The 26,519-nt window shown below is 57.3% G+C and carries 17 protein-coding genes and 1 tRNA gene; 7 read left to right on the top strand and 11 right to left on the bottom strand.

All coding sequences use genetic code 11. The annotated features are described in order from the left end of the window. Nucleotides 1–424 precede the first annotated feature (424 nt). The 6 genes from CA85_RS04485 to CA85_RS04455 form a co-directional block, all read right to left on the bottom strand. On the bottom strand, nucleotides 425–3,709 hold the full coding sequence (locus CA85_RS04485; protein WP_146390109.1) for a type I restriction endonuclease subunit R: 3,285 nt from the start codon (nucleotides 3,707–3,709) through the stop codon (nucleotides 425–427). A gap of 6 nt (nucleotides 3,710–3,715) precedes the next feature. Further along, nucleotides 3,716–4,597, bottom strand: a complete 882-nt coding sequence (locus tag CA85_RS04480) for a hypothetical protein (protein WP_146390108.1) — start codon at nucleotides 4,595–4,597, stop codon at nucleotides 3,716–3,718. Further along, nucleotides 4,590–5,255, bottom strand: coding sequence for a GNAT family N-acetyltransferase (locus CA85_RS04475; protein ID WP_146390107.1), 666 nt, complete (start codon nucleotides 5,253–5,255; stop codon nucleotides 4,590–4,592). Before CA85_RS04475 ends, CA85_RS04480 begins: the two co-directional genes overlap by 8 nt. After that, nucleotides 5,252–6,511, bottom strand: a complete 1,260-nt coding sequence (locus CA85_RS04470) for a restriction endonuclease subunit S (protein ID WP_146390106.1) — start codon at nucleotides 6,509–6,511, stop codon at nucleotides 5,252–5,254. The genes CA85_RS04475 and CA85_RS04470 overlap by 4 nt, the downstream gene beginning before the upstream one ends. Further along, nucleotides 6,508–8,217 carry a type I restriction-modification system subunit M gene (locus tag CA85_RS04465; RefSeq protein WP_146390105.1) on the bottom strand — a complete coding sequence of 570 codons (1,710 nt, stop codon included), beginning with the start codon at nucleotides 8,215–8,217 and terminating at the stop codon, nucleotides 6,508–6,510. Before CA85_RS04465 ends, CA85_RS04470 begins: the two co-directional genes overlap by 4 nt. 892 nt (nucleotides 8,218–9,109) lie before the next feature. Further along, a tRNA-Arg gene (locus CA85_RS04455) sits at nucleotides 9,110–9,183 on the bottom strand. A gap of 250 nt (nucleotides 9,184–9,433) precedes the next feature. Between CA85_RS04455 and CA85_RS04450 the strand changes: the two genes are divergently transcribed. The 6 genes from CA85_RS04450 (at nucleotide 9,434) to CA85_RS25590 (ending at nucleotide 16,651) form a co-directional block, all read left to right on the top strand. Then, nucleotides 9,434–10,180, top strand: a complete 747-nt coding sequence (locus CA85_RS04450) for an SDR family oxidoreductase (RefSeq protein ID WP_146390103.1) — start codon at nucleotides 9,434–9,436, stop codon at nucleotides 10,178–10,180. An 88-nt stretch (nucleotides 10,181–10,268) separates the two neighbouring features. Beyond that, on the top strand, nucleotides 10,269–11,102 hold the full coding sequence (locus tag CA85_RS04445; protein ID WP_146390102.1) for a haloacid dehalogenase type II: 834 nt from the start codon (nucleotides 10,269–10,271) through the stop codon (nucleotides 11,100–11,102). A 141-nt stretch (nucleotides 11,103–11,243) separates the two neighbouring features. Next, nucleotides 11,244–12,983: a purine-cytosine permease family protein gene (locus CA85_RS04440; RefSeq protein WP_146390101.1), complete on the top strand. Its 1,740-nt coding sequence runs from the start codon at nucleotides 11,244–11,246 to the stop codon at nucleotides 12,981–12,983. Then, nucleotides 12,980–14,482, top strand: coding sequence for a mannitol dehydrogenase family protein (locus CA85_RS04435; protein ID WP_186774740.1), 1,503 nt, complete (start codon nucleotides 12,980–12,982; stop codon nucleotides 14,480–14,482). Before CA85_RS04440 ends, CA85_RS04435 begins: the two co-directional genes overlap by 4 nt. 187 nt (nucleotides 14,483–14,669) lie before the next feature. After that, nucleotides 14,670–15,281, top strand: coding sequence for a hypothetical protein (locus tag CA85_RS04430; protein ID WP_146390099.1), 612 nt, complete (start codon nucleotides 14,670–14,672; stop codon nucleotides 15,279–15,281). Nucleotides 15,282–15,520: 239 nt separating this feature from the next. Continuing rightward, on the top strand, nucleotides 15,521–16,651 hold the full coding sequence (locus CA85_RS25590; RefSeq protein ID WP_246112500.1) for a hypothetical protein: 1,131 nt from the start codon (nucleotides 15,521–15,523) through the stop codon (nucleotides 16,649–16,651). A gap of 278 nt (nucleotides 16,652–16,929) precedes the next feature. Here CA85_RS25590 and CA85_RS04420 read toward each other — a convergent pair whose 3' ends face one another. From CA85_RS04420 to CA85_RS04400, 5 genes are all read right to left on the bottom strand, one after another. Then, on the bottom strand, nucleotides 16,930–18,390 hold the full coding sequence (locus CA85_RS04420; protein WP_246112499.1) for a PP2C family protein-serine/threonine phosphatase: 1,461 nt from the start codon (nucleotides 18,388–18,390) through the stop codon (nucleotides 16,930–16,932). An 842-nt stretch (nucleotides 18,391–19,232) separates the two neighbouring features. Next, on the bottom strand, nucleotides 19,233–19,511 hold the full coding sequence (locus CA85_RS04415) for a metal-sensitive transcriptional regulator (RefSeq protein WP_146390098.1): 279 nt from the start codon (nucleotides 19,509–19,511) through the stop codon (nucleotides 19,233–19,235). Nucleotides 19,512–19,554: 43 nt separating this feature from the next. Then, the gene (locus CA85_RS04410) at nucleotides 19,555–21,093 is read right to left on the bottom strand and encodes a multicopper oxidase domain-containing protein (RefSeq protein WP_186774739.1); all 1,539 of its coding nucleotides are present in this window, start codon (nucleotides 21,091–21,093) and stop codon (nucleotides 19,555–19,557) included. Between the two features lie 87 nt (nucleotides 21,094–21,180). Then, nucleotides 21,181–22,635 (bottom strand): TolC family protein, encoded by a 1,455-nt coding sequence (locus tag CA85_RS04405; RefSeq protein ID WP_246112498.1) that lies wholly within the window; start codon nucleotides 22,633–22,635, stop codon nucleotides 21,181–21,183. Nucleotides 22,636–23,616: 981 nt separating this feature from the next. Next, nucleotides 23,617–26,013: a heavy metal translocating P-type ATPase gene (locus CA85_RS04400; RefSeq protein ID WP_246112497.1), complete on the bottom strand. Its 2,397-nt coding sequence runs from the start codon at nucleotides 26,011–26,013 to the stop codon at nucleotides 23,617–23,619. Between the two features lie 131 nt (nucleotides 26,014–26,144). Between CA85_RS04400 and CA85_RS04395 the strand changes: the two genes are divergently transcribed. Next, a complete protein-coding gene (locus tag CA85_RS04395) occupies nucleotides 26,145–26,477 on the top strand; it encodes a four-helix bundle copper-binding protein (RefSeq protein WP_146390097.1) in 333 nt (110 codons plus the stop codon). Nucleotides 26,478–26,519: the final 42 nt, after the last annotated feature.

Genomic DNA, 26,519 nt, shown 5'->3' with positions numbered 1-26,519 from the left:
AACGATTTACCGTCGTTTTCCTTCGATGAAACCGCACGACGGCAACCGTTCTCACTGCTGCAAGAGCGTACCAACGAGAGCAGCAAAACGCAGGGCTCCCAGACAGGACGTCCGCCGCTGTCATGGACAGTCGACATGGACAGTGGACACACTGTCCAAACTGTCCCCCCTCGCTGACCACCAACCAACAACGTGGCCGGACTAATCGCCCCCACCGTCCTGGCATATTCTTTCCGGCCGATCTCGTCCGACGCGGTGCCACGGAGTCGGGAAACACGGGGCGGCTGCCACCTTGAAACTTCTCCAGCCTGATTTAGATACGGCTGGTGCCATCGCGGGGCAGTTCAGGCTTCAGACCGTTGCTGGCTCGGGGGGCATCAGTGCCGGGCGCGGCATCGATCACAAACCGCTCCCATGCTGTATTCTAGGAAGCGTAGATGCTGCGGCCCTCTCCCTGGTAGCTGTCGTAAATGTGTTGGTACACGGTGTCGCATTTTTGATCGTACAGTTCAGTCGTGTAGACGCGAGGGAGTTCGTCGAGGACCGTTTTCACGGTCGTGTAAACGTCCGCTCTCGTGCTTTGCCTCTTCCGCCAGTCGAGGACTAATTTTGCCTCTTTCAGTGTTTGCAGTAGCCCACGAGCAACCTTCCTGACCTCTTTCCGCTCTTTGGCTGTGATATCGAATTCCGGCTTGGTTAGGATATCGAAGAGAGCCAGCTCTTCCTCGGTCAATTTTTGTGAGACACCACGCTGCTCCTCTGCACTGAGCTCTTTCACAAAGTTGGTCAGCTTGGCGAAGAATCCGTCGACGTCGAGTCCTTGATTGTATTCGTCGATAAGCTTTTTGAACTTTTCCAAAAGGTCTGTGCGTGTCTTATTGAGCGTCACCATTTTGGTCAGTTTGGCTCCGACGGCACGTTTCAGTTTCTCGGCTTCTGTCCGCTTTCGGCCTTTATCGAAATGGGCTTTCAGTGCATCGAAATCGACTGCACTCAGGTCGAGGAGCGAGGTCTTCTCGGTGTTGTGGATGACGTAGCCTTTCGTCGCAATTGACTCATCGAGCAATTCCCCCGCTTGGTCCATGATGTCATCGATGTTCGCCTCACCAGTGAAATTGCGAATCTTGTCGGCCAAGACAGCAAGGCACGTCTTGATGGGGGCAAATTCGTTGGCCGATGGATCGGGCAGGATCGCCTTGTAGAGGCGAATGACTTGGTTCGCGAGCGACAGGTACTTCTTTTTCAATTCATCGTTGATGATGACCTGCTCCACTGCGTCGTCGACCGCCTCCTCGACTTGTTTGTCGACCAAACTGGTAGCGGCATCGTCCAGGAAAGCAATCTTTTGGAAACCGTCTGATCCGAGAATCGCATCCAAGTCGACTCCTCGCTCTTTACAAAAGTCAACCGCCTCGGCGATCGCCAGTCGCAGGTCTGCGACTAGCTCCTCCTTCTTCTCAATGGGGCACTCGCCATCCTCGACGCCGCCGCCAGCGGATGAACCATAGATCGCCAGTGCTTTCTCCAGATTACGGAAGACACCGACGTAGTCCACGATCAGCCCGTTGTGCTTGTCCTGGAAGACCCGGTTCGCCCGCGCAATCGTCTGCATCAACGTGTGATTCTTCATTGGCTTATCGAGATAGATCGTCGACACCGATGGCGAATCGAAGCCGGTCAACCACATCGCACACACAAACACCAGTCGGAACGGATCCTCGGCGTCTTTGAACTTCGTCTCCATATCCTCCTTGACCATCCGTGTCCGGTGCGGCTCGATGTCGAGCCCCTTCGATCGAAAGTCTTCAACCTCGTTCTGCTGGGACGACACGATCACGGCCATGTCGGTCTCCTCCATGAAGCGGATTTGCTTCTGCAATTCCTGCCGTTTGGCGTGATCGAAGTCGGCAGGCTCATCCGCTGCCAACGAAACAAGATCGGTATGACCCGTGGCCGTCGCTTCTGATGCAGGGCTGCGTGATCCCGGCATCGCCGCCAGTTGTGCCTGGAGCCCGCCCAGGTACGCCTTCCAGTACTTCTGCACCTTGTCGTACATCTTCACCGCGGTCACCTTGTCGATGCAGATGACCATGCCTTTGCCGCTTTGTTTGCGGCCCATGAAGTGCGACACCAAATCTTCGGCGACCTTTTCCAAACGGTCGTCGCGGGTGATCAGGTGGTACTCGCGGGCGAACTCTCGCTCCAGTTTCTTTTCCTGCTCCTCGTCGAGTTCGGCGTCCTCGACCAATGCCTCCAAATCCTCCTTGAAGTTTTCATTGGCGAGTTGGAGTTCGGGAATCCGGTTCTCGTAGAACAGTGGGACCGTCGCCCCGTCCTCGATCGACTGCTGGAAGTTGTAGATGCTGACGTAGTCGCCGAAGACTTCCTTGGTCTTCTCTTCACCCGCCATCAAAGGCGTGCCGGTGAAGCCGATGAACGCAGCATTGGGCAGCGCGTTCCGCATGTTCAGGGCCAACGTGTCGTACTGGCTGCGGTGAGCTTCGTCCGTCATCACGATGATGTCGCTGCGTTCGGACAGCATTGGGTACGTCTCGCCTGGCTTCGTGCCAAACTTCTGAATCAGCGTGAAGATGAACCGGTGATCCTCCCTGAGAAGTTGTTTCAGGTGGGCGCCGTTTTCGGCCTGGCAATCCTCGGTGACCACGCCGGTATTGGCGAAGTTCTTGTAGATCTGAGAATCCAGATCGTTCCGGTCGGTGATCACCAAAAACGTCCAGTTACCCGTCAACTTCCGCAGCACCTTCTGAGAGAAGAACGCCATCGAAAAACTCTTACCGCTGCCCTGTGTGTGCCAGAACACGCCAAGCCGCCCCTGGTTCTCTTTGATCTCCGCCAATGCATCGATCGCATTGTTCACGCCGAGGTACTGGTGGTTCTTTGCTGTGATCTTGGCAACGCCTCCTTGGGACTCATCGAAGACGGTGAAATTCTCGGCCAGATCAATCAGTTGCTGTTTGCCGCACGTGCCTCGGATCAACGTCTCCAGCGAGATGACGCCCTGTTCGCCCTCAGAGTTGATGCGTTTCCAGTCGGCGAAATGTTCCCAGCCTGCCGTCATGCTGCCGACCTTCGCCTGCGAGCCGTTGGACAGGATGACAAGGGCGTTGTACCAGAACACCTGCGGAATGGTGGTCTTGTAGTCCTTCAGGTTGTGCTTGTAGGCGTGTTCGATCTTGCCGTGGCTCTTCTTCAGTTCGATGAAGATCAGAGGCAAACCGTTGACGAAGCCGATCAGGTCGGGGCGTTTCTTGTAGATACCGCTCGGTGACGTGATCCAGAACTGCGAGGCGAGAAAGAAGTCGTTGTTTTCGGGATCACTCCAGTCGATGACGCGAACCGTCTCGTCGGTATCTTCGCCCTCGTCATTCTCGAAAGCGACCTTCACGCCATCTTTGAGCAGCTTGTAAACCTCACGATTCGCCTGCACCAGCCCCATCGCCCCGCGATCACGGGTCAGTTTCTCGATGGCCAGATTGATCGCTTCGCTGTCCAGATCGGGATTCAGCTTCTTGAGCGCCGAACGCAGCTTCGGAACCAGCACGACTTCTTCGGTGGTGTCCCGACCCAGCGTCGAATCGCTGACGCCGACCTTTTCGTAGAAGCAGTTGGCCGTGTCGTAGCCGAGTTCCGAGAAAAGGGCGATGACCGGTTGTTCGACGAGGGTATCTTCGGAGTAGTCGGTATTCACTAGCAACTATTCCGAATCGAGAATGTCGGCCTGTTGAATCGAAATGCTCTCAGGACGACCATTCTTGAAACTGACTCTGCCATACACTTCGATCTCACGGCCTAAAGACTCCAGTATGGTTGGGTGCAGCATCATCGGAAACGTACCTTTGACACGATCTTTTTGAGTCGAAACGCTGAGTCGCAACTCACCCTTTTCAATATCGAGTGCCGTGACATTTCCTCGCAGCGATTCCATTTTCAAGACTGATGGTTGGCGATTCTTGACGACAGAATCTACTCTTTTCACGAATGCCGTATCGACTCGCTGAAATCCGGATCGTCTCTCGTATCGGTCGAAGGTCGAAAACTCAATCGCGCTCGCCTCGCGGTTCAACGTCCGGTTGAGTTGCTGTATGGTCTGCAACGCCCCGATGCTGATTGATGCTGAGGCATTTTGGCTGCCGACATCTTCAAAAATATTGCCGAACCGATTCGCGATTCGTTCCGCCGAGATGGCCGACTCTCGCTCGTCGTTTTCAATGAGGTCAGGTGACTCGAACCTCGCTGGAATCACGAAACTGCCTTCTTCGAACGGTTCGATCGTCAAACGGCTGAATGCCAAAAGTTCCGCACCCATCGAACGCATGTCGGCAAAGTCAGGATTGATGCCGCGAACCGCGTCGTAGGCAGCGTAGTTTGCCAGCTTTTGGGTTAGTTCGATGACTTCGCTAACGGTGTTGGCGCCCAGCGAACTGGAACCGCTCGACGGCAGGATTCGCGTCACGATTCGTGGCCATTCCAGCGGAGCCGAGCCGGTCACCGGAGTCTCTGCCAATGATTCGAGGAACTCAGGCGTGGCGTTGCGAGCCCAGCGTGGTACGAAGTCCGTTTTAGTCGGTTCATTCATGGCGATAATCCTCCAAGAAGTCTATCGCACCTTGAGGAGTCAATTCTAAGTAAGTGAGTCGTGGATCATTGCGATCGGCGTGAGGAGTCGGCCCCAAAACGCCAGTTTTTTCGTCGTGGTACAACGCTGGCACGCGGTTTTTCCCAACATTGCGGTAAAACAACAAGGCCGAATCATTCGAAGCGTGCAAACTGACGCGACCGTCACACCCGTCATCTTGGCTCACTTTCACGGCATAAGCAAGTAAAGCGGTACCGATCTGACCGTACTGGCGCCGCCAAAGTTCGGTGTTCATATTCCAGGGTGAGGCGGCCAAATGTTCGATGTAAAGCGTTGGTGTCCCCGCCGCAAACTGGGACTCAAACCCGCGCCAAACGTTGAGAAAACCGGCGATTTGCGGACCGCACCAGGCGATAATCGTCTGTCTATTTTCGTAACCGGGCCTCGTCTTTTCGCACCATTTCCAAGGCTGCCAGTGAACCCAATCGGGGACCGGGTTCCCGGTTTCTTTGTGCGCCGCTTGCAAGGCAAGACTCATTCGCTGCCAAACACTTGAGAACCAAGGTTGGGCTGACGAGTCGAAGGGGCGAAAATCCAACGCGAACCGATCGCCGTTGCTACCTTGCACACTGAAGATGAACTGGCCGCGTTCAGTCATGCCGTTGCCTCCTCCAATGCGTCGGCGGCCAGTCCCACGTCGATGTCGAGGTCTTCCACGTCCAGTTTGCCGGAGATTAGTTTGGGGAGAAGCAGATCACGGGTGGTGCGAAGGTTCGCCGTTTTTCTTCCAAGGACTTCGATCTGAGACTGGATCGTATGGAACTGTGTATCGAACTCATCCTGAATTACAGATGGTGGCACAGCGATGTGTTCTCTCGCTAGAAACTCTGTGAACTTGAAATTCTTGATTCCAGTCGATTGGACCTCATACTGCTCAATGACACCGTTCGTGTAGGACTCCAGCAGATAATGAAAGAACAGTGACGAACGGAGTTTTTCGCCGTTGGGACGAATCAGTTTGCAGAAGCTGGCACAAATCACATCGTCCTCGAAGCAGGCGAGAAGGCGGTCCGAAACGAACAACGAACGTCCGACGGGTTGACCTTTGCTGCCGCCTGAAACCTCAAAGACAATGTCGCCATCCTGCACGCGACGGGATCGAATGTTTGATTGTTTGTGAAAACGAACAGGACAAGACAAGACGTTCATGTGTTTCGCATTGGGAATGTCAGTGCCTCGGATCACCGCCCCTATTTCCGTGAATCCTTCCTCCTCCGCTGCTTTTCCCCATCCGCCACCGATGAAAAACTCAAGGACCGTTTCCAACGTGGCCACCTCCCATCCCTCCGGAATCTGGCCGAGTGGTGAATCGACGAGCTTGACGTTTTCGTGGCCGGGGAAGCGGAAGTTGACGAACCATTCCCGGTAAATCGCCTGAGCCATCTCTTCGGCAATGGCAATCCGACGGGTGTTGTTCTCAGTCAGATCGTCGTACGCCGACAGGATCGAAGCGATTTTGCGCTGGGTCGGCACACCGGGAACTTTGACGTCCAACTTGTGCAGGTGATTTCGATTTACGCCGGGAACCGCACCGGCAGCGTTTTGGCTGGCAAAGCCGAGAGTCTGCAAAAAGTAACTGATGAAACGCCGGTGATTCCCTTTGAAATCTTGCACGTACAGGGTGGTGTTGAGCGGCCAGTAATCATGCTCGACGTAAAACACTTCTCCCAGCGTGCCGTAGCGTCCCGTTACGACACCCGGTCCTTTCACCTTGGCTTCGTCGTGCATTCCCGATTCGCCTGACGACGAAACGATTGGGACGTTGCCGGGCCTTCGAAGCCGTTTGGGGAGGTCGTAACCTCTCTTCAAGTTTACTACGTCACCTAGATGTAGTTGTCGCCATTGATCGCTCACACCGAAGCCTCCAACAACTTGGCGACGTTGTTTGCAATCCGTTCTTCCAGTTCACCCGCTTCGCTGTTCAAGACCTCCAACTCTTCGTTGAGTTCTTCCAACCGCTCGGCAAAGACAAAATCGTCTTCCTCTCGATCCGCCACGCCGACATACCGACCGGGATTCAGACTCCAGCCCTGTTCTTCGATCTCCGCCAGCGTGGCCACTCTGCAAAGCCCCGCCACGTCGGCGTACTTCAGCTTCGGGAAGGCGGCTTTCAAATCGGGATCATCGCCGGGGACTTGTTCATCCTCACCTGCCACGAACTCTGGCTTCTCGCCCCGATACAGCCGGACGATGTTGGCCAGATACTCGATCTGCTTGGGGCTGAACTTGCGGTGTGCCCGGTCCACCTGTCGGAATGTGTGACGGGCGTCGATGAACAGCACGGTGTCTTTGCGCCGCGGCCCCTCACCCCCAGCCCCTCTCCCCGAAGCGGGGCGAGGGGAGCCAGAGCCAGGCAATGAGGTTTTACCTTTGTCCAAGAACCACAGCGTGCAAGGGAGCGTCACCGTGTAGAAGAAGTTGGGACCGATCGCCGCCATTACGTCGACCGCGTGCGACTGGAGCAGCGCCTTTCGAATCTCCATTTCGGACTGGCGAGCGTCGGCGGCTGAGTTCGCCATCACAAAACCGGCTCGGCCGCGAGCGCTGAGGCTGCTGTAAAACCGTTGGATCCAGAGGTAGTTGGCGTTGTCGGCGCGTGGCATCCCGAACGGGTAGCGGGGATCGTCTTTGATCTTTTCCTTATCCACCTTGTCCACGTTGAACGGGGGATTGGCCATCACGAAGTCGAATTTGCCGAGACTCTCGTGAGGGTCTTCGTAATAACTGTTCCCCAAACGAATGTCGCCGGAGAGCGAATGCACAGCGAGGTTCATCATGCACAGTTGCCGGGTCTCGCCGACTCGCTCCTGACCGTAGCAGGAGATTTCCCGCGATGGGTCGTTTGAAAAAGGGGTGGGACCCCGATAGCCGGAACGGCCCTGCGGGTGCTTTGCACTATCGGGGTCCGACCCCTTTTTCATCTGGTGGGCTTTGATGAACTCGGCACTCTGAGCGAACATGCCGCCCGAGCCGCACGCCGGGTCGTAGATGCGTCCGTGGTACGGTTCGATAATCTCGACGATCAGCTTGACCAGCGAGGTCGGCGTGAAGAACTCGCCACCCCGTTGTCCTTCGGCACGGGCGAAATTACCGAGGAAGTACTCGTAGATCTTGCCGAACTGGTCCCCTTCGGTATCCATTTCGATCTGTGAAAAATTCTTCAGCAGCGAAACCAGAATGGCGTTGTCGATCTTGGTATAGGTTCGCGGCAGGACGCCCTTGAGGTCGACGTTCTCGGCCTCGACTGCCTTCATCGCCTCGTTGATCGCCTTGCCGATGTTCTCGCCCTCAGGCAGCGACAGCAGGTGCGAGAAGCGGGCTTCCGCTGGCAGGTACATCACGCCCTTGGCTTGGTAGTCCTCTTTGCCGATCTTGCGGCGCCCCGATCCCTTGCCCTTGAGTTCCTCTTCGGCGACGGAGAACCGATGGTCGGCGTAGCGAAGGAAGATCAGGCCGAGGACGGGTACGGCGTACTCGGACGACTTCAGGTCCGAGTTGGCTCGAAAGTCGTCGGCGGCGTCCCAGAGTCGCCTTTCCGTATCAGTGTGGTTGTTCGCCATGCCGTTCGATCTATTCCTTCTCGTCAAAAGACGTCCATTTGGTGCCAAAAAAGCTGCCAGCAGCCTACGACACCCCCTACCAGCAAACAAGCAGGCGACCGTTGGCGACGCCAATCTCGCTGCTGGGAACAGGAACGGCCATACCACCGCTAGAATCGAGATCCGCCAGACCGATCCCGCAGCCGCGGCTGTGCTCGCGGAGCAGCTTCGGATTTGTGCAGCGTGGCAAATTGGACGCTCTCTCTTTCAACGCACGCGAATGTTTGCTGGCTTCACGTCCAGGTAATTGATGCCAAGGAGCTTTAGGTCAAGAATGGCAGACCCGACAAGTGCTCGAAGAGTTCGTCTAGCCCCTTCCGATGTCACCATATCCGGTCTCCCATGATCCGATCCGCTTTCCCTGCGAGCTATTCGTCCGACGTACGCCTCAGTTTACGCGTTGATGAACACGTTCTGGAGGTCGCGCAGGTGGACGCTAACCGCTGTATTCTTCGCGATCCGATTGAATTGCCTGCTGGTCCGGCAGATTTAGAAATTTCTGTGGATGGGAAAATTTCCACTGAAACCGTGATCCTAATGGATGGCGTAAAGATCGGATGCCCTGAAGTACGGTTCTGGTAGTTTCGAGCCGTACCGCCCCTCCCTTGTCATCCCTTCTCATCTGCGTAGCTTGCGACTCCCGGTGTGAGTGTGGCTACCGTGACGAGTGGCGAGACTTGGTCCCACGCGAGCTTAACCAATGGAGCGCCGAGAAGACTTTGGAATCTTCAGCGAAACAGTCTCCAGTCGAGACGTAAGGGACGTGATGTCCAAGATCGCCAGAAGGAAGATGGCGTTCTAAGATCCACTCTCCGAGCAGCCTGGTCTCGTTATTCGCGTGGTTTCTTCTAGATACGCCCGGCAGGATTCGAACCTGCGACCGTCGCATTAGAAGTGCGATGCTCTATCCAGCTGAGCTACGGGCGCGTGATGGAAAATTTTTAGCAAGTCGGGCTTGCTGAGACAACCCAACGCATTCTGCAGCGTTCCGGTGCGGCTCGATCGAACTCGAGAAATTGGCTTGGCAGACGACTCTTCAGCAGCCCATCACCTTGATTTCCCGGGCCGACGCGAGGACAGTGAAGGAGACGGGATCCTCCCGGCAGCGTCCTGTCTTCGCTCGTCAGAACTCTGAGTCGAGCATGCCGCAATTTTCTGACCACTCAAGGATAAACAGATGACATCTTCGGTAGAGAACAAGACCGTTTTGGTAACCGGTGCCAACCGTGGGATCGGCAAAAAGATTCTGGAAGAGGCGATTGAGCGTGGGGCAGCGAAGGTCTATGCAGCGGTCCGCGATACCGACTCGGCCGCCCCACTCGTGAAGGAACACGGTGACCGCGTCGTGCCGATTCGTCTCGACCTGGACGAGCCTGCGTCGATCACGGCAGCCGCCGAAACGGCAACCGACGTCGATGTGGTGATCAACAACGCTGGGGTGCTCAAACAACAGGCCGCGCTCGACGAGGGGGCGATCGAGGCATTGGATTTTGAGATCAACGCCAACGTTTACGGGCTGATGCGAGTCGCCCAGGCATTCGCACCGGTCTTGAAAGCCCGTGGTGGCGGTGTGTTCGTGCAGATCAACAGCGTCGCGTCGGTGAAGACGTTTCCCAACATGGCGACCTACTGCGCGTCCAAAGCAGCGAGTTACGCGATCACGCAGGGCTTGCGCGAGTCGCTGAAGGAACAGCACACCCACGTCGTCAGCGTGCATCCCGGCCCGATCCAGACTGACATGGGTCGAGAAGCAGGCTTCGGCGACGCCGCCGCATCCCCGGCACTGGTCGCCAACGCCATCTTCGACGCGATCGCCGCCGGAGACTTCCTCGCCTGGCCCGATCCAATGGCCGAGCAAGTCGGGGCAGCCTATCAAAGCTTTGCTGAAAACGTCGTCGAAGCAGATATGCAGGACGAGCTCTGAGCCACGACCGCTGCGGCGGAACAGTCAACTCGTTCGCCATCTTTGACTGAAACCACCATGCTCGATGACCTTCTCTACGATGGAAAAGATGATGATGAAGTCCCTGCGTTTGACCCTGCCGCTTCTTGCCATGGCTTGGATATGCCCGGCGATGGTAGTGAGTGCTCAAACACCGCATGCAACGCCCAAGAAAAATCAAGCCAAGACAGCCTCCGATGCCCCGCTGCGACGTCCGAAAGTCATCATTTTCGACGTCAACGAGACGCTGCTCGATCTCGCTCCGCTGAAGGCTTCCGTCGGGAAAGCACTCGGTGGTCGCGAAGATCTGTTGCCGCTTTGGTTCTCGACGATGCTGCACTACTCCTTGGTGGAAACACTGAGCGAGGAACACCACCACTTTGGCGAGATCGGCTCAGCGGCCCTGATGATGGTGGCCGAGACCCAAGGCATCGAACTCGAATATGACGAGGCAAAGGCAGCGATCGTGACGCCCTTGCGATCACTCCCGCCACACGGCGATGTCGTGGCCGGACTCGAGGCGCTCCAGCAAGACGGTTATCAAATCGTCAGTCTGACGAACTCTTCAGACGCCGGTGTCCAAACACAATTTCAAAATGCGGGCCTGACCGATTTTTTCCAGAAGCGCTACAGCGTCGATAGCATCCAAAAATTCAAACCCCATCCAGCTACCTATCGATTCGTGCTAGACGATCTCGGCGTCGAACCTGAAGACGTTCTCATGGTGGCCGCTCATGCGTGGGATTTGGCGGGCGCCAAGAATGTCGGTTTGCAGACCGCCTTCATCAAACGACCTGGCAAAACGCTCTACCCACTCCTCAGCGAGCCGGACTACGTCGTCAAAGACCTGTCCGAAATAGTTGCAGCACTGCGGAAAACAGCCGATCGCGATTCGGATCGCTAGCGTTCGGCGTACTTCTGCCTCGCTCGGCGAGTTTTGGTATGATCGGGTTCTAGTTCACGCGTGTGAACGGTGCGGCTGGCTAGCTGTATCGTCTCTTTTCTAGACCACCGGTCCTCCTGTCCCGCCGAGCTACCCTTTCGCATGCCCAACGCCTCACCGAGTCGTCCGACGGAAGTCTCCGATCTGAAAGCGGAACAGATACCGGTTGGCGACCATCAACTGCATGGCTGGAAGCATTTCTTTGGCTTGTATGCTGGCGAGCATGTGGCGGCGACCGAGTTCGTCATCGGAGCAACGTTTGTTGCACTCGGCGCGACCACAACCAACATTCTGATCGGTCTGCTGGTCGGCAATTTGCTGGCGATCGCCAGCTGGACGCTGATCACCGCGCCGATCGCCGTCCAGACGCGGCTGAGCTTGTACACGTATCTGCACAAGATCGCTGGCGATTCCATGACGAATCTCTACAACTGGGCCAACGTGCTCATCTTTACCGTCATCTCGGCGGCGATGATCACGGTCTCCAGTACCGCCGTGCGTTTGTTATTTGGCATCCCAGCTCAGTTGCAGTGGTATCCGACCAATAGCTTGTTCGTGCTGGTGGTGTTGTGCGTCGGCGCGATCGTGGTGTTGGTCGCGATGTATGGGTTCAGCGCCGTGGCGGAGTTCTCCAGTATTTGTGGTCCATGGTTGGTCGTGATGTTCACAAGCGGCGCCCTCGTTCTCATGCCGGCTCTGGCGGAATCGGTGCTCGGTCGAACGCACCTGAACAGCTTCGCTGACTTCATCACGATCGGTGACCAATCGATCTGGACGGGAATCAATAGCGAGGGTCAACCGGGTGTTGGTCTGTTCGAAGTGATCGGATTCGCCTGGGCAGCCAACACGCTAACGCACTTTGGGTTGATCGACATGGCGTTATTCCGTTACGCGAAAAGTTCGATGTACGGGATATGCACTAGTGCGGGGATGTTGTTCGGCCATTACATCGCCTGGATCGCTGCGGGCATCATGGGTGCTGGAACTGCTGCGTTGCTCAAAACCACCATCGTCGAACTTGATCCGGGCGACGTCGCGTACCGAGCCCTGGGATGGTCGGGGTACATCATCGTGATCGTCGCCGGTTGGACGACAGCGAACGCAAACCTGTATCGAGCCGGTTTGGCCGCGCAAGCAATTTTTCACAATCGCTCTCGCGGCAAAGTGACCCTGACGGTGGGGTGCATCACCGTTTTGATTGCCTGCTTTCCGTTCGTGTTTAGTCAAATGCTGCCGCTGTTGACCTATGCGGGACTATTGGTGGTCCCTGTTGGTGGTATCGTTTTCGCCGAACATTTCTTATTCCCGCGTCTCGGGATGACAAGGTATTGGGCAAACTACCGCAAGCTTGAACACAGCGTTCCCGCGATCGTTTCCTGGATTGCCGGCTTGGTGTTCGGATTCGGTCTGAACGCACTCAACGTGATGCCCTTCTACTACTTGTTCCTGCCGACATGGGCGTTCACCATTCTGTTGTACACCGTCATGGCGCGAGCCTACGGAGCAACCTCCGCGTACCCGGAAGAAGAAGCGGCCGACCAAATTCTGAATCGTCAGATCGCCGACTACCATGCCCATCAAGCGAACCAGCAGGGCGAACCGGTCCAGGACAGGACACCGCTGACGCGAGGCTTGCAGGTCACCGCGTGGATCAGCCTGGCGGTCATCCTCGTGCTCGCGATGCGAGTCATGTTCGCCAGTGCCACCCTTCGGCAATACGAATCCAACGTGGCCCTGTTTCATACCTGGGGTTTTGTTTGCACGATCACTTACTTTGCCGCTGCGTACGCCGCGCTGCGTCGCAAGAAGTCCTGGGGTTTTGAGCAAGGAGAAACATCATGAGCGAAATCCTCGAACTCAACCAAACTAACCTGCCCGAGATCCTCGGTTCGGTTGCTCGGCCTAACTATGATCGCACTCGGGTGAAAACGGGTATCGTCCACGTCGGCGTGGGCGGATTTCACCGGGCGCACCAAGCCGCCTATACAGACCGATTGCTCAGCACCGGCCAGGCGAACGATTGGGGCATCTGCGGAGTGGGCATTCGTCAGGGAGACCTGCCAATGCAGGAGGCGCTGGAGCAGCAGGACCACCTGTACACGCTGATGGTCAAGTATCCGGATCGCCGGATCGAAACGTCCGTACTCGGTGCGATCGTAGACTTCGTTTGTGGTGTTGAGGACGCTGAGCCCGTGATCGCTCGGATGGCTCACGCAGACACACGGATCGTTTCATTGACGATCACCGAGGGTGGCTACAACGTCGCTGCGGACACCGGCGAGTTTGACTTGTCCAGCCCAGACGCTCAGCACGACCTGACTCATCCGACGAAGCCCCGGCTCGTTTTCGGTTACCTGACCGAAGCACTTCGGCGGCGACGCGCACTCGGGCTACCGGCATTCACGGTCCAATCGTGTGACAATATTCAACACAATGGGGATCTGACGCGGCGAATGTTGCTCGGCTTCGCCCGCCACCAGGACCCTGAACTCGCCAAATGGATCGAGGAGCGAGCAAGCTTCCCCAACGCGATGGTCGATCGGATTACCCCGGTCACGACCGATGCAGATATCGAGTTTCTCAAGTCGGAGCACGGATTCCACGACCGGTGGCCAGTCACCTGTGAGCCGTTTTGCCAGTGGGTGATCGAAGATAACTTCGCCTCCGGACGGCCTGCGTGGGAACAAGTCGGTGCTCAATTTGTGCCCGATGTCGTTCCCTATGAAACGATGAAGCTTCGGTTGCTCAACGCTGGCCACTCGGTTCTCGGCATCCTCGGTGCCGTCCATGGACACCAGACGATCAACGATTGCATCGCCGACGATCGGTTCGCTCATTACGTACGGAGGTTCATGGATGTCGAGGCCACGCCGACACTCGATCCGGTCCCCGGCATTGAGCTCAACGATTACAAAGACACGTTGATCGAACGTTTTGGCAATCCCAACATCCGCGACAGCGTCGCTCGCATCTGCCTGCAGAGTTCGAGTAAGTTGCCGGTGTTTTTGCTTCCCACGATCAACGCAAATTTGAACGCTGGCCGCAGTATCAACCTCGCCACTCTGGTCATCGCGACCTGGTGCTTGTTCTGCGACCGTCAAGCCGATGAAAATGGGAAACCGCTGGAAATTGTCGACGACCTGAAAGACGAACTGCACGCGGCCGCGCGCGGCACAACCGCTGACAAACTATCTTTTATCAAGTTCAAGCCCGTTTTCGGCGAACTCGCAAATCATCCGCAATTCTCAAAAACCTACAGTGAAATGATCGATCGCATTTACGCCAACCAGGGCATTGCCGCCGAGATGGACCGTGTGATCAAGAATAGTCCTGACAAATGAAACACCCCACGGGCAGTCCCGCGCTGTCAGATGGGGCCGTCCGTCAAATGGGGCCATCTGTCAAATGGGGTCATCCGGGGGCAATGTCGATCGGATCCAATCGCCGGACTTTCCTATTGAACTTTTTCGCCCGATTCACGATACTGGTACCATACCGGGTAAGGGTATCCTCTTTCGCAAGGTCATCGTGAGCAACTTCCCTCTCATTCGCACCGCCATCCATTTCTGTCTGATCGCTACCATCGTGGTTCAGCCGACAGCAATGGTCGCTGCGCAGGGAACCTGTGCTCAAAACGCTGAAAACGAATCTTGCTGCCACGCCAAATCGGTCTGCAGCTCATGCCAATGCTGCGAAGTCGCGGCCGCGGGCGATCGGTGTGGTTGTTGCAACGAAGGCGACCATGAGGCAAGCGATCCGAACACGAAACAGCCCGCCGCGCCGGACGCAGACGAACAGGATGCAGACGATAGCGGCAGGGACGCACACGGCATGAAGGAGCAGGTCGGTAGGAAATTCGATATCGTCGACGAGCCGTCTACCGCAATCAACGCAGTACCGGCGCAGCCACCGATCGCACGGTCTGCCTGCAGGTGTGGCGTCCATTCCGAGCCAGCTGCGCCACCGGTCCAGCGTGTTCCTGTGTCGCAACCACGCGAATTGGTCGTGATTGCCTATCTCGATCACCTCGCCGCCGACAGTGCTCTGTCCTGTTCGCCGAAGCCGGCCACCTCACGTCAGCCGGTTGGCGACCTCGCACCGCATTTCTCCCAGCGGTTCCTTTGTATCTGGCGCATCTAGCGTCGTCTTTCTAGGAGAGCTGCGCGCTCGCAGCTTTACCATTCCCTGCTGACTTCCCCTCGGAAGAAGCTGCGCGCCCGCAGTTGGGCAACCCTGCTTTCAACCCGAAGTGCGCTCGCGAATGGCCGTACACCGCGAACGATCAACTCGAGCTGCGAGTGCCGCATCTCGTTACACATTCTCACCCAACTCGATGGACCCAACGGATGGTGTCCAACCCTTCCCAACGGAGTTTTCCTATGAAACGAATCGCAATCATTACCGCATGCTCGCTCGCGTTAACCGCATCGTCAGCGTTTGCGCAGACCACAGACTCGCACCGAGACCATGCCGGCCTCGATCAGGTGGCGTCCGGAGTCCCGACGGCTGGCGAAATCGCGCCGGCAGGTCCACGAGGAGGCCATCTCGCGCAGACGGGCAATCTGCAGATCGAGACAATCGTATCCCACGATGGGATGCAGATGTTTGTCTACGATCGCGCCGGCGAGCCAGTGTCGATCGATCAAAGCCGCGGTGTCGTCTCGGTGCGCGTCCAAGGCGTGGCAAAGCGATACCGATACGACTTGCTACCCGACAGCAAAGGATCCCTGAACGCTCACGTGGACCTGTCGCAGGTTGCGGGTCGGCAGATCAACCTTGACGTACAGCTTGTCGGCATCACCGCCCGCACAGTGCAGTACCAGGAAATCGTAACCGTCCCCGGTAGTGAACAGCAGCGTGCCGCCGCCGCGATCGCCCGCCAGAGCACGTGCCCCGTTAGCGGCAAACCGCTTGGCAGCATGGGCGATCCAGTCGCCGTCAACATCAATGGCGAGAATATCTACGTCTGCTGCGCTGGCTGCACCGATACGGTCAAGTCCAACCCGAGCAAGTACGCAGTCAGCCGCCCCCAGATCACCGTCGCGGCAGCAACCGCAGCCGACGCGGCCGCGATCGCTGCTCAGAAAACGTGCCCCGTCATGGATGAACCGCTCGGCGGCATGGGCACGCCCGTCAAGGTGATGGTGGGCGAGCAACCGATCTTTTTGTGCTGCAAGGGCTGCGTTAAGAAGGTGCAAGCCGAACCGGCGAAGTATCTCGCGATGGTCTACCGCGACGATGACACCGCTGCGGTGCCCGCTGGAACCGAGCAGGTGCGTGAAGGGGTCTTCCAAGTGGTTGCCGCTGACAGCCCATTCATTGCAGCTCAAAAGAAGTGCCCCGTTATGGATGAGCCACTCGGCACGATGGGCGGCCCCTACAAAGTCAACGCGGCTGGCAAAGCGATCTATATCTGCTGCCCCGGCTGTGCCAAAAAGATTGCCGCCGAACCACAGCGGTATCTGGCGGTATTGAAGTCACAAGGAGTCGAAGCTCCCACGATCCGCTAAGCAACAAGAAACGCCGTAGTGGACGAGGCCACGAGTCCTTTCACAATAAGCACAGTAGCGGACGAGGCAATGAGTCCTTTCACGTCTCGGGATCGACTGGCTGAAAGGACTCGTCGCCTCGTCCACTACAAGAAAGGCGCTCCTTTCGATTCACGCGGGGGCGGTGTCGCGTCGGATTCACGCAAGTGATGAAGTCACCACGCCGCCCCTGCCTGTTTTTCTTGTCAACGAACCGGACTCATCCTAAGCGTCCCGCGTCGGTTGCAGCAGACGGCGTTTCAGTTTAGCTGGGCAACGAGGAGTGTCGTATCATCGAACGCCTTCTGGCCTTTTCGAAACGCCTTGAGTGAACCCTCAAATCGTTCGACCAACTCGCGCGCCGTCGAAACGGAGACCTCGCTCATCAGTTGCTCGATTCGTGCAGTTCCATATTGTTCTTCCCGGGGATCGAACGCTTCGGTCACCCCGTCACTGACGATCACAATGCGTGCGGCATCGGCGAGTAGAATCGTCTCCTCCTCGTATCGCGTTTCCTCCTCGACACCGAGGATCAGATCACCAATGTTGAGACGCATCGGTGGTTCGTCGCCTATCTGAACAAACGGCAGCTCGTGACCGGCGTTGGCGTAGGTCATCTTTCGGTTCTTGGGATCAATGAGCAGCAGGGTCATGGTCGCGAAGTGCCCCGGCACCACGTACTCACAGTACCGTTGATTGACATCGGTCAGAATCACGCCAGGACTGGATGACCGCTTCGCAGCTTCAGAGACAAATGCCTTCAACAATGTTGCCGCCATTGCTGCAGGCACGCCGTGTCCGCATACATCGGCAACGCAAAGCAAATAGCGATCACCTGGCATTGAAATCACATCGTAGTAGTCTCCGCCAACGTCATCGGCTGGCAGAAACAACTCCGCGACATCGAGATTGTTGCAATCCGTTAAATCAGGTCGCAAGTTCTGCTGAATCTGCCGAGCTTTGTCCATTTGAACACGATGATCTCGTTGAGCATGATCGAGTGCTCCCGTCATGCAGTTGATCTGATCAGCCAGATAGCTCAATTCTTTGCAGCTCCGCGTATGGGCGATCACACCAAGGTCTCCCGATGCCACCAGCCGCAGGGCCGCAACGAGTTTTTCAATCGGCTTGGCGATTAGCTGGCGCAGCATGACACTCACGATCACGGCGGCGATTGCCGCTAGTGTCATCACCGCCAGCGTTTGCCGCAGTGACGAATGGCGGGTTGCGTCGACGACGGCTGAGCGAAGCTCGGAGATATAAACCGTTCCGGCCCCTCCGCTAAACGAACCGACCACGATTGTCGGCATCCCAGCCATCTCGTCGCCCACTCCCTCCGCTTGGACCCTCATGGACTCCAAGATTTGCTCCGATGCATGGCCGTGGGAAACGGCCTGGTACGGAAGCCCTCGCCAGTCGGCGGCGATGTGATGCCCCGGTGAATCATCGGTATTCATGCGTGCACAAACGTTGTCGACCAAGCTCTGGATCGCGTTGCCTCCACCCGCCTCCGTCATCAACAGCGATTCGTACATGGTCTTGGCTTCTTCAGTCAGTGCAATTTGCTTATCGTTGATCCGCCGCGACATGCGGATGCGGTAGTCGACGACGAGAAAGAACGTGACCAACCCCACCAAGATCGCGTTGACCAGGATCAAGAGCTGGCGACTGATCGGCAAACGATGCCAACGGCTATTGATGTATTTCGGTGTAAATGACAACTTCCGGTTCTCTTTATTGCGGTGGGAACAGACGCCACCGACGCAGCGAGAAAGTTCTCTCACTCGGCAGGTGGACGATTCAAAGGACACGAGCGTGCGACTGAATCAGTCGCGACGCCTGAGCCCGCAAAAGAGAGCGGTGCGGCAAGCCAATACGGCAGAGAATGCATTCAGCGACATACTAAAAACTCCAGCTCCCGCAGGCGCAGCCGAGATCGACTAACACCGGTTGGGATACGAACAGGGAACATCTTCTATCAAGGTTTGATCTGGCTTCACAAATCGAAGCTCTGCCAATTCCTAAACTTGAAGACGAACGCGCTGTTCCATCAGAGAGTGGGTCCGGACAACCCCGAGCGGTTGGCTTACGAAGACAGATTCGATCTGCCACGCGATCGTGGAGAAATTGCCGGAGGACATTCCGGCCGGCGTCACGTCGCCAGAGGAGGTACGCGGCGGCAGCCAGCGTTTTGTTTCCCAGCAGCCCATCGCGGGGCATTCTTGCGACGTTTCACAACCACAACCACAGCAGGCCTGGTGGGCGTGATGCGATTGCCGGCACTCGCTGTGAATCGAGACAGGGCAAGGGACTGCGGAATGCCATATTGCTCGAGTCACCGGTGAAGCGAGCAGCAAGACTGCCATTGCCGCAAAAACAGCGACAATTCCAGCAGTCGTTTTACTACGGCGACAGTTCATGGTGCACGATTTTGGGAGAACGCTGGCAATTCGCGGAGAAACTCTCTGACAAATGGTCATTGAGCGTTGCACACCGCCGCAGAATATTGGGCCTGTACGATTTTTCTTTAAACTGGGTCAATCTCAGGCGAGCTGGATCCACTTCAAGTGGAATACTTGCGGAAAACTTTGATCAGCTCTTCGATCTTCTCGTCTCGGTCGGTCGCGTCACCGCCCTCGATCGCCTCGGCCACGCACGTCTTCAGATGCTGTTCCAAGACGATCTGGCCGACCTTATCAAGTGCTCCCCTGGCGGCCGACAACTGCATCAAAATATCGACGCAGTATTCGTCTTCTTCAATCATACGGCTCACTGCATCGACCTGTCCGGTGACACGTCGGAGTCGATTTTTGAGCTTCTTCTTCTCTTCGTCTGAGAGCATTCGTCGTGACTTTCACCAGGCCGAGTTGGCTGAATCCATGATTTTACCCTGGAAACGGCCCCGCCGTTAGACCGCTTTCCATCTTCATCTTGGGCGCGGCTTGATAGGCATCAGGGTTACCGAACCGCCGTACAATCTCCGCGAAAACGGCCCCTTTTTCAACATCCTCCTCACCGCCCATCACCACCTCATACAGGTCTTCGGGTAGTACCCGCAGCACTGTCATCAATCCCATCACGCTCATCGGATAGTTGGCTCGCATGCCGCGGACCTGTTTGCGGTTCCAGATCGTTTTCATGAATTCCTCCGACATCTGCATACCCTTCATCAGCTGCGGGTACCCGGGTGTTGCGAAACCAGGGGCTTGCCGGGTCGCATCCACGGCAGGTCTGGAATCGAGATTGGCGAGGTAGGGGGCGACCGACGCGTCTTCGCGAATCCTCGGACCGACTTGCTCGGTCATGTGGTTCATCATGTGATGAACCATGTGACAATGGAACATCCAATCGCCCGGGTTATTAGCGATGAACTCAAAATCAGTTGCTTGAGCGATGCCGATCAACTCGGTGTTGCGAGGTACCCATGCCGAGTGGGGAGTCCGCGCTCCCTCGCGACCGGTTAGCCAAAACGTGTGTCCGTGAAGATGGATCGGATGGTGCTGCATCGGTGCGAAGTTCATGATCCGAATTCGAACACGTTCGCCGTGCTTGACCACGAGAGGTGTCGTGTACGGGCCGCTGCGGCCGTTGATCGTATGCCAATTCCAATCCATCTTCCAACTGTCCGCGATGTCCTGCGAACTGTCGATGAAGAAGTTTTGAAAGATCAAACCAAAGTCACGATCGACGGGTGGATCAAAGACCTGCTTGGGTTGGACGATGAACCATCCCACCATGCCGAAGGCCTCCTGCATGGGCACATGCGAGTGATAGAAGAAGGTGCCCTCCTCGTGCACGTCAAACTCGTAGACAAACGTCTCCCCCGGCTTGATTGGCTCTTGAGTCAATTCCGAAGCACCATCCCACTGGATCGGCAACTCGAAACCATGCCAATGCACAACCGTATCCTCCGGCAGTTCATTGGTGACAACGATCCGCACGCGATCGCCCTGCGTAACTTCGATTGTCGGCCCCGGCATGCTGCCGTTGAAGCCATACACGTTCATGTCATAGCCCGGCAGGAACTCCCGTTTGACCGCCATCGGAACGAGCTGAAATTCCTTCACCCCGCCGACGGTCTTGTACGGTAACTTGTCCAAATCAGGAGCTTCGAAAGGAGCGGGCCCTGCGGCCGCCGGCCGAAACCCTGGCATCAATTTGCCAAGGTAGTAATCGCTGTTGGGATCGTTGCCGCGCGAGGGCCGGAACCGTGAATACCCATCGTACTCAGCTTGGACGGTCGAGTCAGCCGGCATGGGCGGAGTCCCCTGCCCGTCCTGTTGGCGAGTGGGTGCTGCGCTGTTATCGGTCATCATCGGGGACTGAGCGTGCGTGTTTCGGCCGAACAGGTTACCGACGACACCTAGCGTGGCCGCGAGAGATCCGGTGGTCAGGAAACGTCGACGGTCTTCGGTACTGGACATGGCATCTTCCGTAGGTTGTCTGTTGGATATTTCTCAAGGACACCGCCGATGGTCTCGCCGGCTTTGAATTTCGACTTCCGATCGCGTCTATCGAGGTTTCGCGACCGAATCGATGTGACCCGGTGGGACAGGGCCCGCGGCCGCCATCAAACCGCCATCGAGCAGATAGCCGTTGATCATCGTCTCCTGCTGCCGAACCTGCTTGAACTGATCAATCTGCTCCATTCTCGCCTGGAAGTAGTCACGCTGACCTTCCAAGACGTCTGGCCAGGCAATCCGGTTGTCCTGGTAACTGACAAGCAACTGCCGATAACTCTCCCGTAGCTCAGGAATCACGACTTGATCGTACTCAGTCGCATGCTGCAGCGCCGTGGCGTAACTTCGGTACGCGGAGGCCAACCGCTCTTTCAAATGCAATTCCAATCGCTGGATCTCAAACTGCTGACGCCGTAGGTCCTGACATGCCTGCCGGATCGTGCCCTGGTTGCGATCATAAATCGGCAAATCCACTTTAACGGCAGCGTTGTACACGTCGTCGTTGTTGGTGTAGTTGTATCCGGGGCCACCTTGAATGGTGATATCGGGTATCCATTGGACCCGCTCGCGGTGCACCGTCGTTTGGTCCACGCGCAGCTTCGCACGCGCCGCCAGCACTTCGGGGCTTTCCAGTACCAGGCGTGAGAGCACATCATCGAACGAATCCAACGCTTGGCTCGGCCGCAGTTCACCTCCGATGGGCCCAATCCCGAGTGGCGCCCCCACGAGAGCGGACAACCGCCTCAAAGCACCGTGATATTCATTCTCGGTCGCCATCCGTTCCAATCGTTGCTTCTGCAGCATCACATTGGCCCGTCGCACCGCTGTCAGATTGGCTTGTCCCAGGTTGTACTGTTCACGAGTCGTCACGGCGCCGTCCTCAGCCGTCTTCTCAAGCTCCCGCTGAAGCCCGAGGCGCATCGAGGCTGCCAATGCCTCGATGAACTGCACTTCGACCTCGTTGGTAACGCGGTACGTTTGTGCGATCGCGAGATGCTCGGCCACGTGAGCACGCTCGCGGTACTTCTGCCGACTTAGCCGGAGCTTCCCTCTAGTCACGAATCGCTGAGAAATTTCGAATCCCTGGAACTCGCCCGCTGTGCCATCACTATTGATCTTCTCGCCGACATACATCAAGACAGGGTTGGGATACAGACCTGCCTGCAACGCCTTGGACATCTCAGCCGAAACGTGCAGTCTCGCTTGCCGAATCGTCGGATTGTTTCCCGCAGCGAACGCCAGCACACTCTCGAGTGTGTGCGTCGGGATGACGACATTGTTCGCCAAACCATCGGTCGATTCAAAATCAACCAGTCCACCCGGCATCTTTGGCAGTGGCGGTAGCTCACTCTCAGCGAGTACCTGTCCTCCCGAATCGCTGAGCGGTCGTGTTACCGACAGGTCCACCGACATCCGCTCCGTCATCGATCCATCTTGGGCGCTGACTCCCTGATGAGTTGCCGCCACCGCTGTCACGATCAACGAGTGTATTAAATTTCGATTCATACGATCCGTGTCCCTGGAATGATGCCGTTTCCTAGCCATTCCATCGGCCGCATACCCATGCAGGGTATAGGATCGACAGACTGGAGTGCCCACGGATTCATTCCTTGTTCAGGCTGTACCGGTTAGGCAAGATCAACTGAGACCGTGGCCCTGCCGGGCCTGTTAACGCGTCTACTAAGACATTGCGAAGCAGGCGTGGACGAATTGTCTTTTCCGGTGGTTTGAGCGTAAGCGAACACCACCGGATACGTCGCGAAACGCAAGAGCCAACCCCGAATGGGGTGGAAGCGATATAATTCTCCGGTTTGGAATTTGACGTGGCGATCTTGGCCGATGGTTTCCTCGAGGAATTGGCGGTGGCAGTAGCATTCGTAACGACCGCCGGTCGTCGTAGGGCCGGTTCCCACCGGCCATATGCGTCGGTTGTTCCGATGCGGTGGGTGTGCTGGTGTGGATGGCCGGTGGGAACCGGCCCTACTTGCTTGGCCGATGGTTTCCTCGAGGAATTGGCGGTGACAGCAGCATTCGTAGCGACCGCCGGTCGTCGTAGGGCCGGTTCCCACCGGCCATATGCGTCGGTTGTTCCGTTGCGGTGGGTGTGCTGGTGTGGATGGCCGGTGGGAACCGGCCCTACTTGCTTGGCCGATGGTTTCCTCGAGGAATTGGCGGTGAAAGTAGCATTCGTAGCGACCGCCGGTCGTCGTAGGGCCGGTTCCCACCGGCCATATGCGTCGGTTGTTCCGTTGCGGTGGGTGTGCTGGTGTGGATGGCCGGTGGGAACCGGCCCTACTTTAGCTTTGTGATTGGTCGGCTTGGTCTCCTGTCAGACAAGCTGACAGGGGAACGCGTGTCGTCGCCGCGCTCACGCGTCCAGCTGCCTATACCGTTTCACATCTAGATTAAGCTGTATTCGGCCATCGCCCGCCGGCTCATCGGGTTGCACCGAATGGCTTCCCGGCAACTGCTTTGTTCCCGCATTGCTTACTCGAGTTCCGCCGAGCGCAATCGCAGGGCGTTGGCGATCACCGAGACACTGCTCATGCTCATTGCGGCGGCGGCAATCATCGGGCTGAGCAGGACGCCGAAAACGGGATACAGCACCCCCGCCGCGATCGGAATTCCCAAGGCGTTGTAGATGAATGCGAAGAATAGGTTCTGCCGGATATTGCTCATGGTCTTGCGACTGAGGCGCACCGCTGCTGCGACGCCTCGTAGGTCACCGCCGACCAGTGTCACGCCAGCCGATTCGATTGCAACGCCGGTTCCCGTGCCCATCGCGATGCCCACGTTCGCTTCGGCCAATGCGGGGGCGTCATTGATGCCGTCGCCACACATCGCCACCACTTTCCCCTCCTCTTTCAGCTTGCTAACAAAGGCGTGCTTGTCCTCAGGGGACACACCGGCATGGAACTCATCAATGCCTAGATCGGTGGCCACCGATCGGGCCGTCGGCTGAGCATCGCCGGTCAACATCACCACTTTCAAGCCGAGCTCGTGCAGTGTTTTCAGTGCTGCGGGGGTGCTTTCTTTGATCGGATCGGTGATCGCAAGAATCGCGGCCAGTTGATTGCCGACCGAAACGAACACCACCGTCGCTCCTTGAGATTGGTGTGCCTCCGCCCGGCTTCGCCCCGCCTCCATGTTCTCCACGCCCTGCTCGCTCAGTAACTCCGCATTGCCGATTAGCACATCGCGCTCGTCCACACGAGCGCGAACGCCGCCGCCGGTGATGCTGTTGAAATCAGCCGCCGCGCTCCAGTGGATGTCATCTGCTTTGGCTCGCCGCACGACGGCCTGGGCGAGCGGGTGTTCGCTCGGAGCCTCCACGGCCGCCGCCATCGCCAAGATGTCGCGTTCGTTCCACTGCCCAAACGTTTCGACTGCCGTGACCTCAGGCCGGCCCTGTGTCAGTGTGCCGGTCTTATCGACCACGATCGTGTCGACCTTCTCCATCACCTCCAAGACTTCCGCATTCTTAATCAACACGCCTGCCTGGGCGCCGCGTCCGACACCCACCATCACCGACATCGGCGTCGCCAAGCCCAGAGCACAGGGACAAGCGATGATCAACACCGCCACCGCAGCAACGAACGCATGCGCCAACTGGGGCTCGGGGCCCCACACGGCCCAGCCGATGAAGGCAGCGATCGAGCATGCGATCACCGCTGGGACGAAATAGCGTGCAACCACATCGACGAGTTTCTGAATCGGAGCACGACTCCGCTGCGCATCAGCGACCATCTGCACGATGCGATTCAAAACAGTGTCCCCGCCCACGCCAACCGCCTCCATCACTAGCGCCCCGGTCTGGTTCAGCGTACCACCGGTGAGGTCATCGCCCTCGCCCTTCTGAACCGGGATCGGCTCACCGGTTAACATCGACTCATCGACGCTACTCGAACCACTCAGCACACGCCCATCAACGGGCACTTTCTCGCCCGGGCGAACCCGCAGGCGATCGCCCTGTTGAACTTCGTCGAGCGAGACTTCCTCCTCGTCATCGCCATCGATGCGCGTCGCGGTCGCCGGCGCCAGCTCCATCAGCTCGCGGATCGCGCCACTGGTCTGTTGCCGAGCCCGCAGCTCCAGGACCTGGCCGAGCAGCACGAGCGTGATGATCACGGCAGCCGCTTCGAAGTACAAAGGCGGGACACCATGTTCGTAAAACGCTTCGGGGATCGCACCGGGCATCAGGACGACAACGAGACTGAACAGATACGCCGCCAAGGAACCCACGGCGATCAAGGAGAACATATTCAGGTTCAGGCTGCGAAACGACTTCACCCCACGCACTAAGAGCGGCCATCCACACCAGAACACGACCGGCGTGGCAAGGGCCCACTGCAACCATCCGAATGCGGTATTGCCGATCCAATCGTCGATACGCAAACCAACCATCGGCCCCATCGCGATAACCAATAGCGGCACCGACAAAGCCACCCCCACCCAGAACCGCCGCTTCATATCGGTGTACTGACTATCGTCGCGCTGGTCCGCCGCGTCGACGAACTTCGGTTCCAAATCCATCCCACAGATCGGACAATCCCCGGGGCCGACTTGCTCGATCTCGAGGTGCATTGGGCAGGTATACACAGCCCCCGGATCTGCGGCCTTGTCCGTCGCCTTGGACGCTGAGCCACCACCACCTCCACAACACGACGTCCCTTCGCCACCGGCGCGTTGCTGCCCCGCCTCTTTCTGCGCGTCTTTCTCCGCCCGCGCTGCCAGTACACCCACGGGATCGTCGTCGAACTTGCTCTGACACCCGGCGCTGCAGAAGAAATAGGCGTTGCTCTGGTATTCGCTACGCCGCGAATCCCCTGAATCCACCTTCATGCCGCATACCGGATCTGTCGCTGTGGTTTCCGTGGTGTCCATGTTGAATCCTGTGCTGTCATTCTGGCAAGTCGCAATATACCCCATAGTGGTATGCAACTTGCATTCCGTTCTCCGCAGCGGCGACGTGTCCGCGATTTCCTCGACCCTTTCATATTAACAGGAGAACTCCCATGAGTACTGCCACCGCAACCAAGCAAGACTGTCTTGAAAACTGCCAAGAGTGCCAGACAACGATCAACGACATGTTGACCGCCACCTGCCTCGCCGAAGGCGGCGCCCACGTCGAGCAAACTCACGTCAAACTGATGCTCGATTGTGCCGCCGCTTGCAACGCCTGTATTAGCTTCATGTCCCGCAATAGTGACTACCATTCGCATTACTGCCGAGCCTGCGCAGAAATTTGCAAGGCCTGCGCCGACAGCTGCGAAAAGGTCGGCAATATGGACCGCTGCGTCGAGTGCTGCCGCAGGTGCCACGAAAGCTGCTCATCGATGGCCGCATAGTCCGTCGCCAGGATCGCGGTAACGGCGGCCTTCTCAATTCAG

Source organism: Allorhodopirellula solitaria (genome assembly GCF_007859855.1).
Taxonomy (GTDB): domain Bacteria; phylum Planctomycetota; class Planctomycetia; order Pirellulales; family Pirellulaceae; genus Rhodopirellula; species Rhodopirellula solitaria.
This window is presented reverse-complemented; position numbering and strand designations above follow the sequence as displayed.

Coding starts and splice junctions, on each gene's coding strand:
- CA85_RS04480 (WP_146390108.1), bottom strand. CDS start 4,597: ATGAATGAACCGACTAAAACGGACTTCGTACCACGCTGGGCTCGCAAC.
- CA85_RS04475 (WP_146390107.1), bottom strand. CDS start 5,255: ATGACTGAACGCGGCCAGTTCATCTTCAGTGTGCAAGGTAGCAACGGC.
- CA85_RS04465 (WP_146390105.1), bottom strand. CDS start 8,217: ATGGCGAACAACCACACTGATACGGAAAGGCGACTCTGGGACGCCGCC.
- CA85_RS04450 (WP_146390103.1), top strand. CDS start 9,434: ATGACATCTTCGGTAGAGAACAAGACCGTTTTGGTAACCGGTGCCAAC.
- CA85_RS04445 (WP_146390102.1), top strand. CDS start 10,269: ATGATGATGAAGTCCCTGCGTTTGACCCTGCCGCTTCTTGCCATGGCT.
- CA85_RS04440 (WP_146390101.1), top strand. CDS start 11,244: ATGCCCAACGCCTCACCGAGTCGTCCGACGGAAGTCTCCGATCTGAAA.
- CA85_RS04435 (WP_186774740.1), top strand. CDS start 12,980: ATGAGCGAAATCCTCGAACTCAACCAAACTAACCTGCCCGAGATCCTC.
- CA85_RS25590 (WP_246112500.1), top strand. CDS start 15,521: ATGAAACGAATCGCAATCATTACCGCATGCTCGCTCGCGTTAACCGCA.
- CA85_RS04415 (WP_146390098.1), bottom strand. CDS start 19,511: ATGCTCTCAGACGAAGAGAAGAAGAAGCTCAAAAATCGACTCCGACGT.
- CA85_RS04410 (WP_186774739.1), bottom strand. CDS start 21,093: ATGTCCAGTACCGAAGACCGTCGACGTTTCCTGACCACCGGATCTCTC.
- CA85_RS04405 (WP_246112498.1), bottom strand. CDS start 22,635: ATGAATCGAAATTTAATACACTCGTTGATCGTGACAGCGGTGGCGGCA.
- CA85_RS04400 (WP_246112497.1), bottom strand. CDS start 26,013: ATGGACACCACGGAAACCACAGCGACAGATCCGGTATGCGGCATGAAG.
- CA85_RS04395 (WP_146390097.1), top strand. CDS start 26,145: ATGAGTACTGCCACCGCAACCAAGCAAGACTGTCTTGAAAACTGCCAA.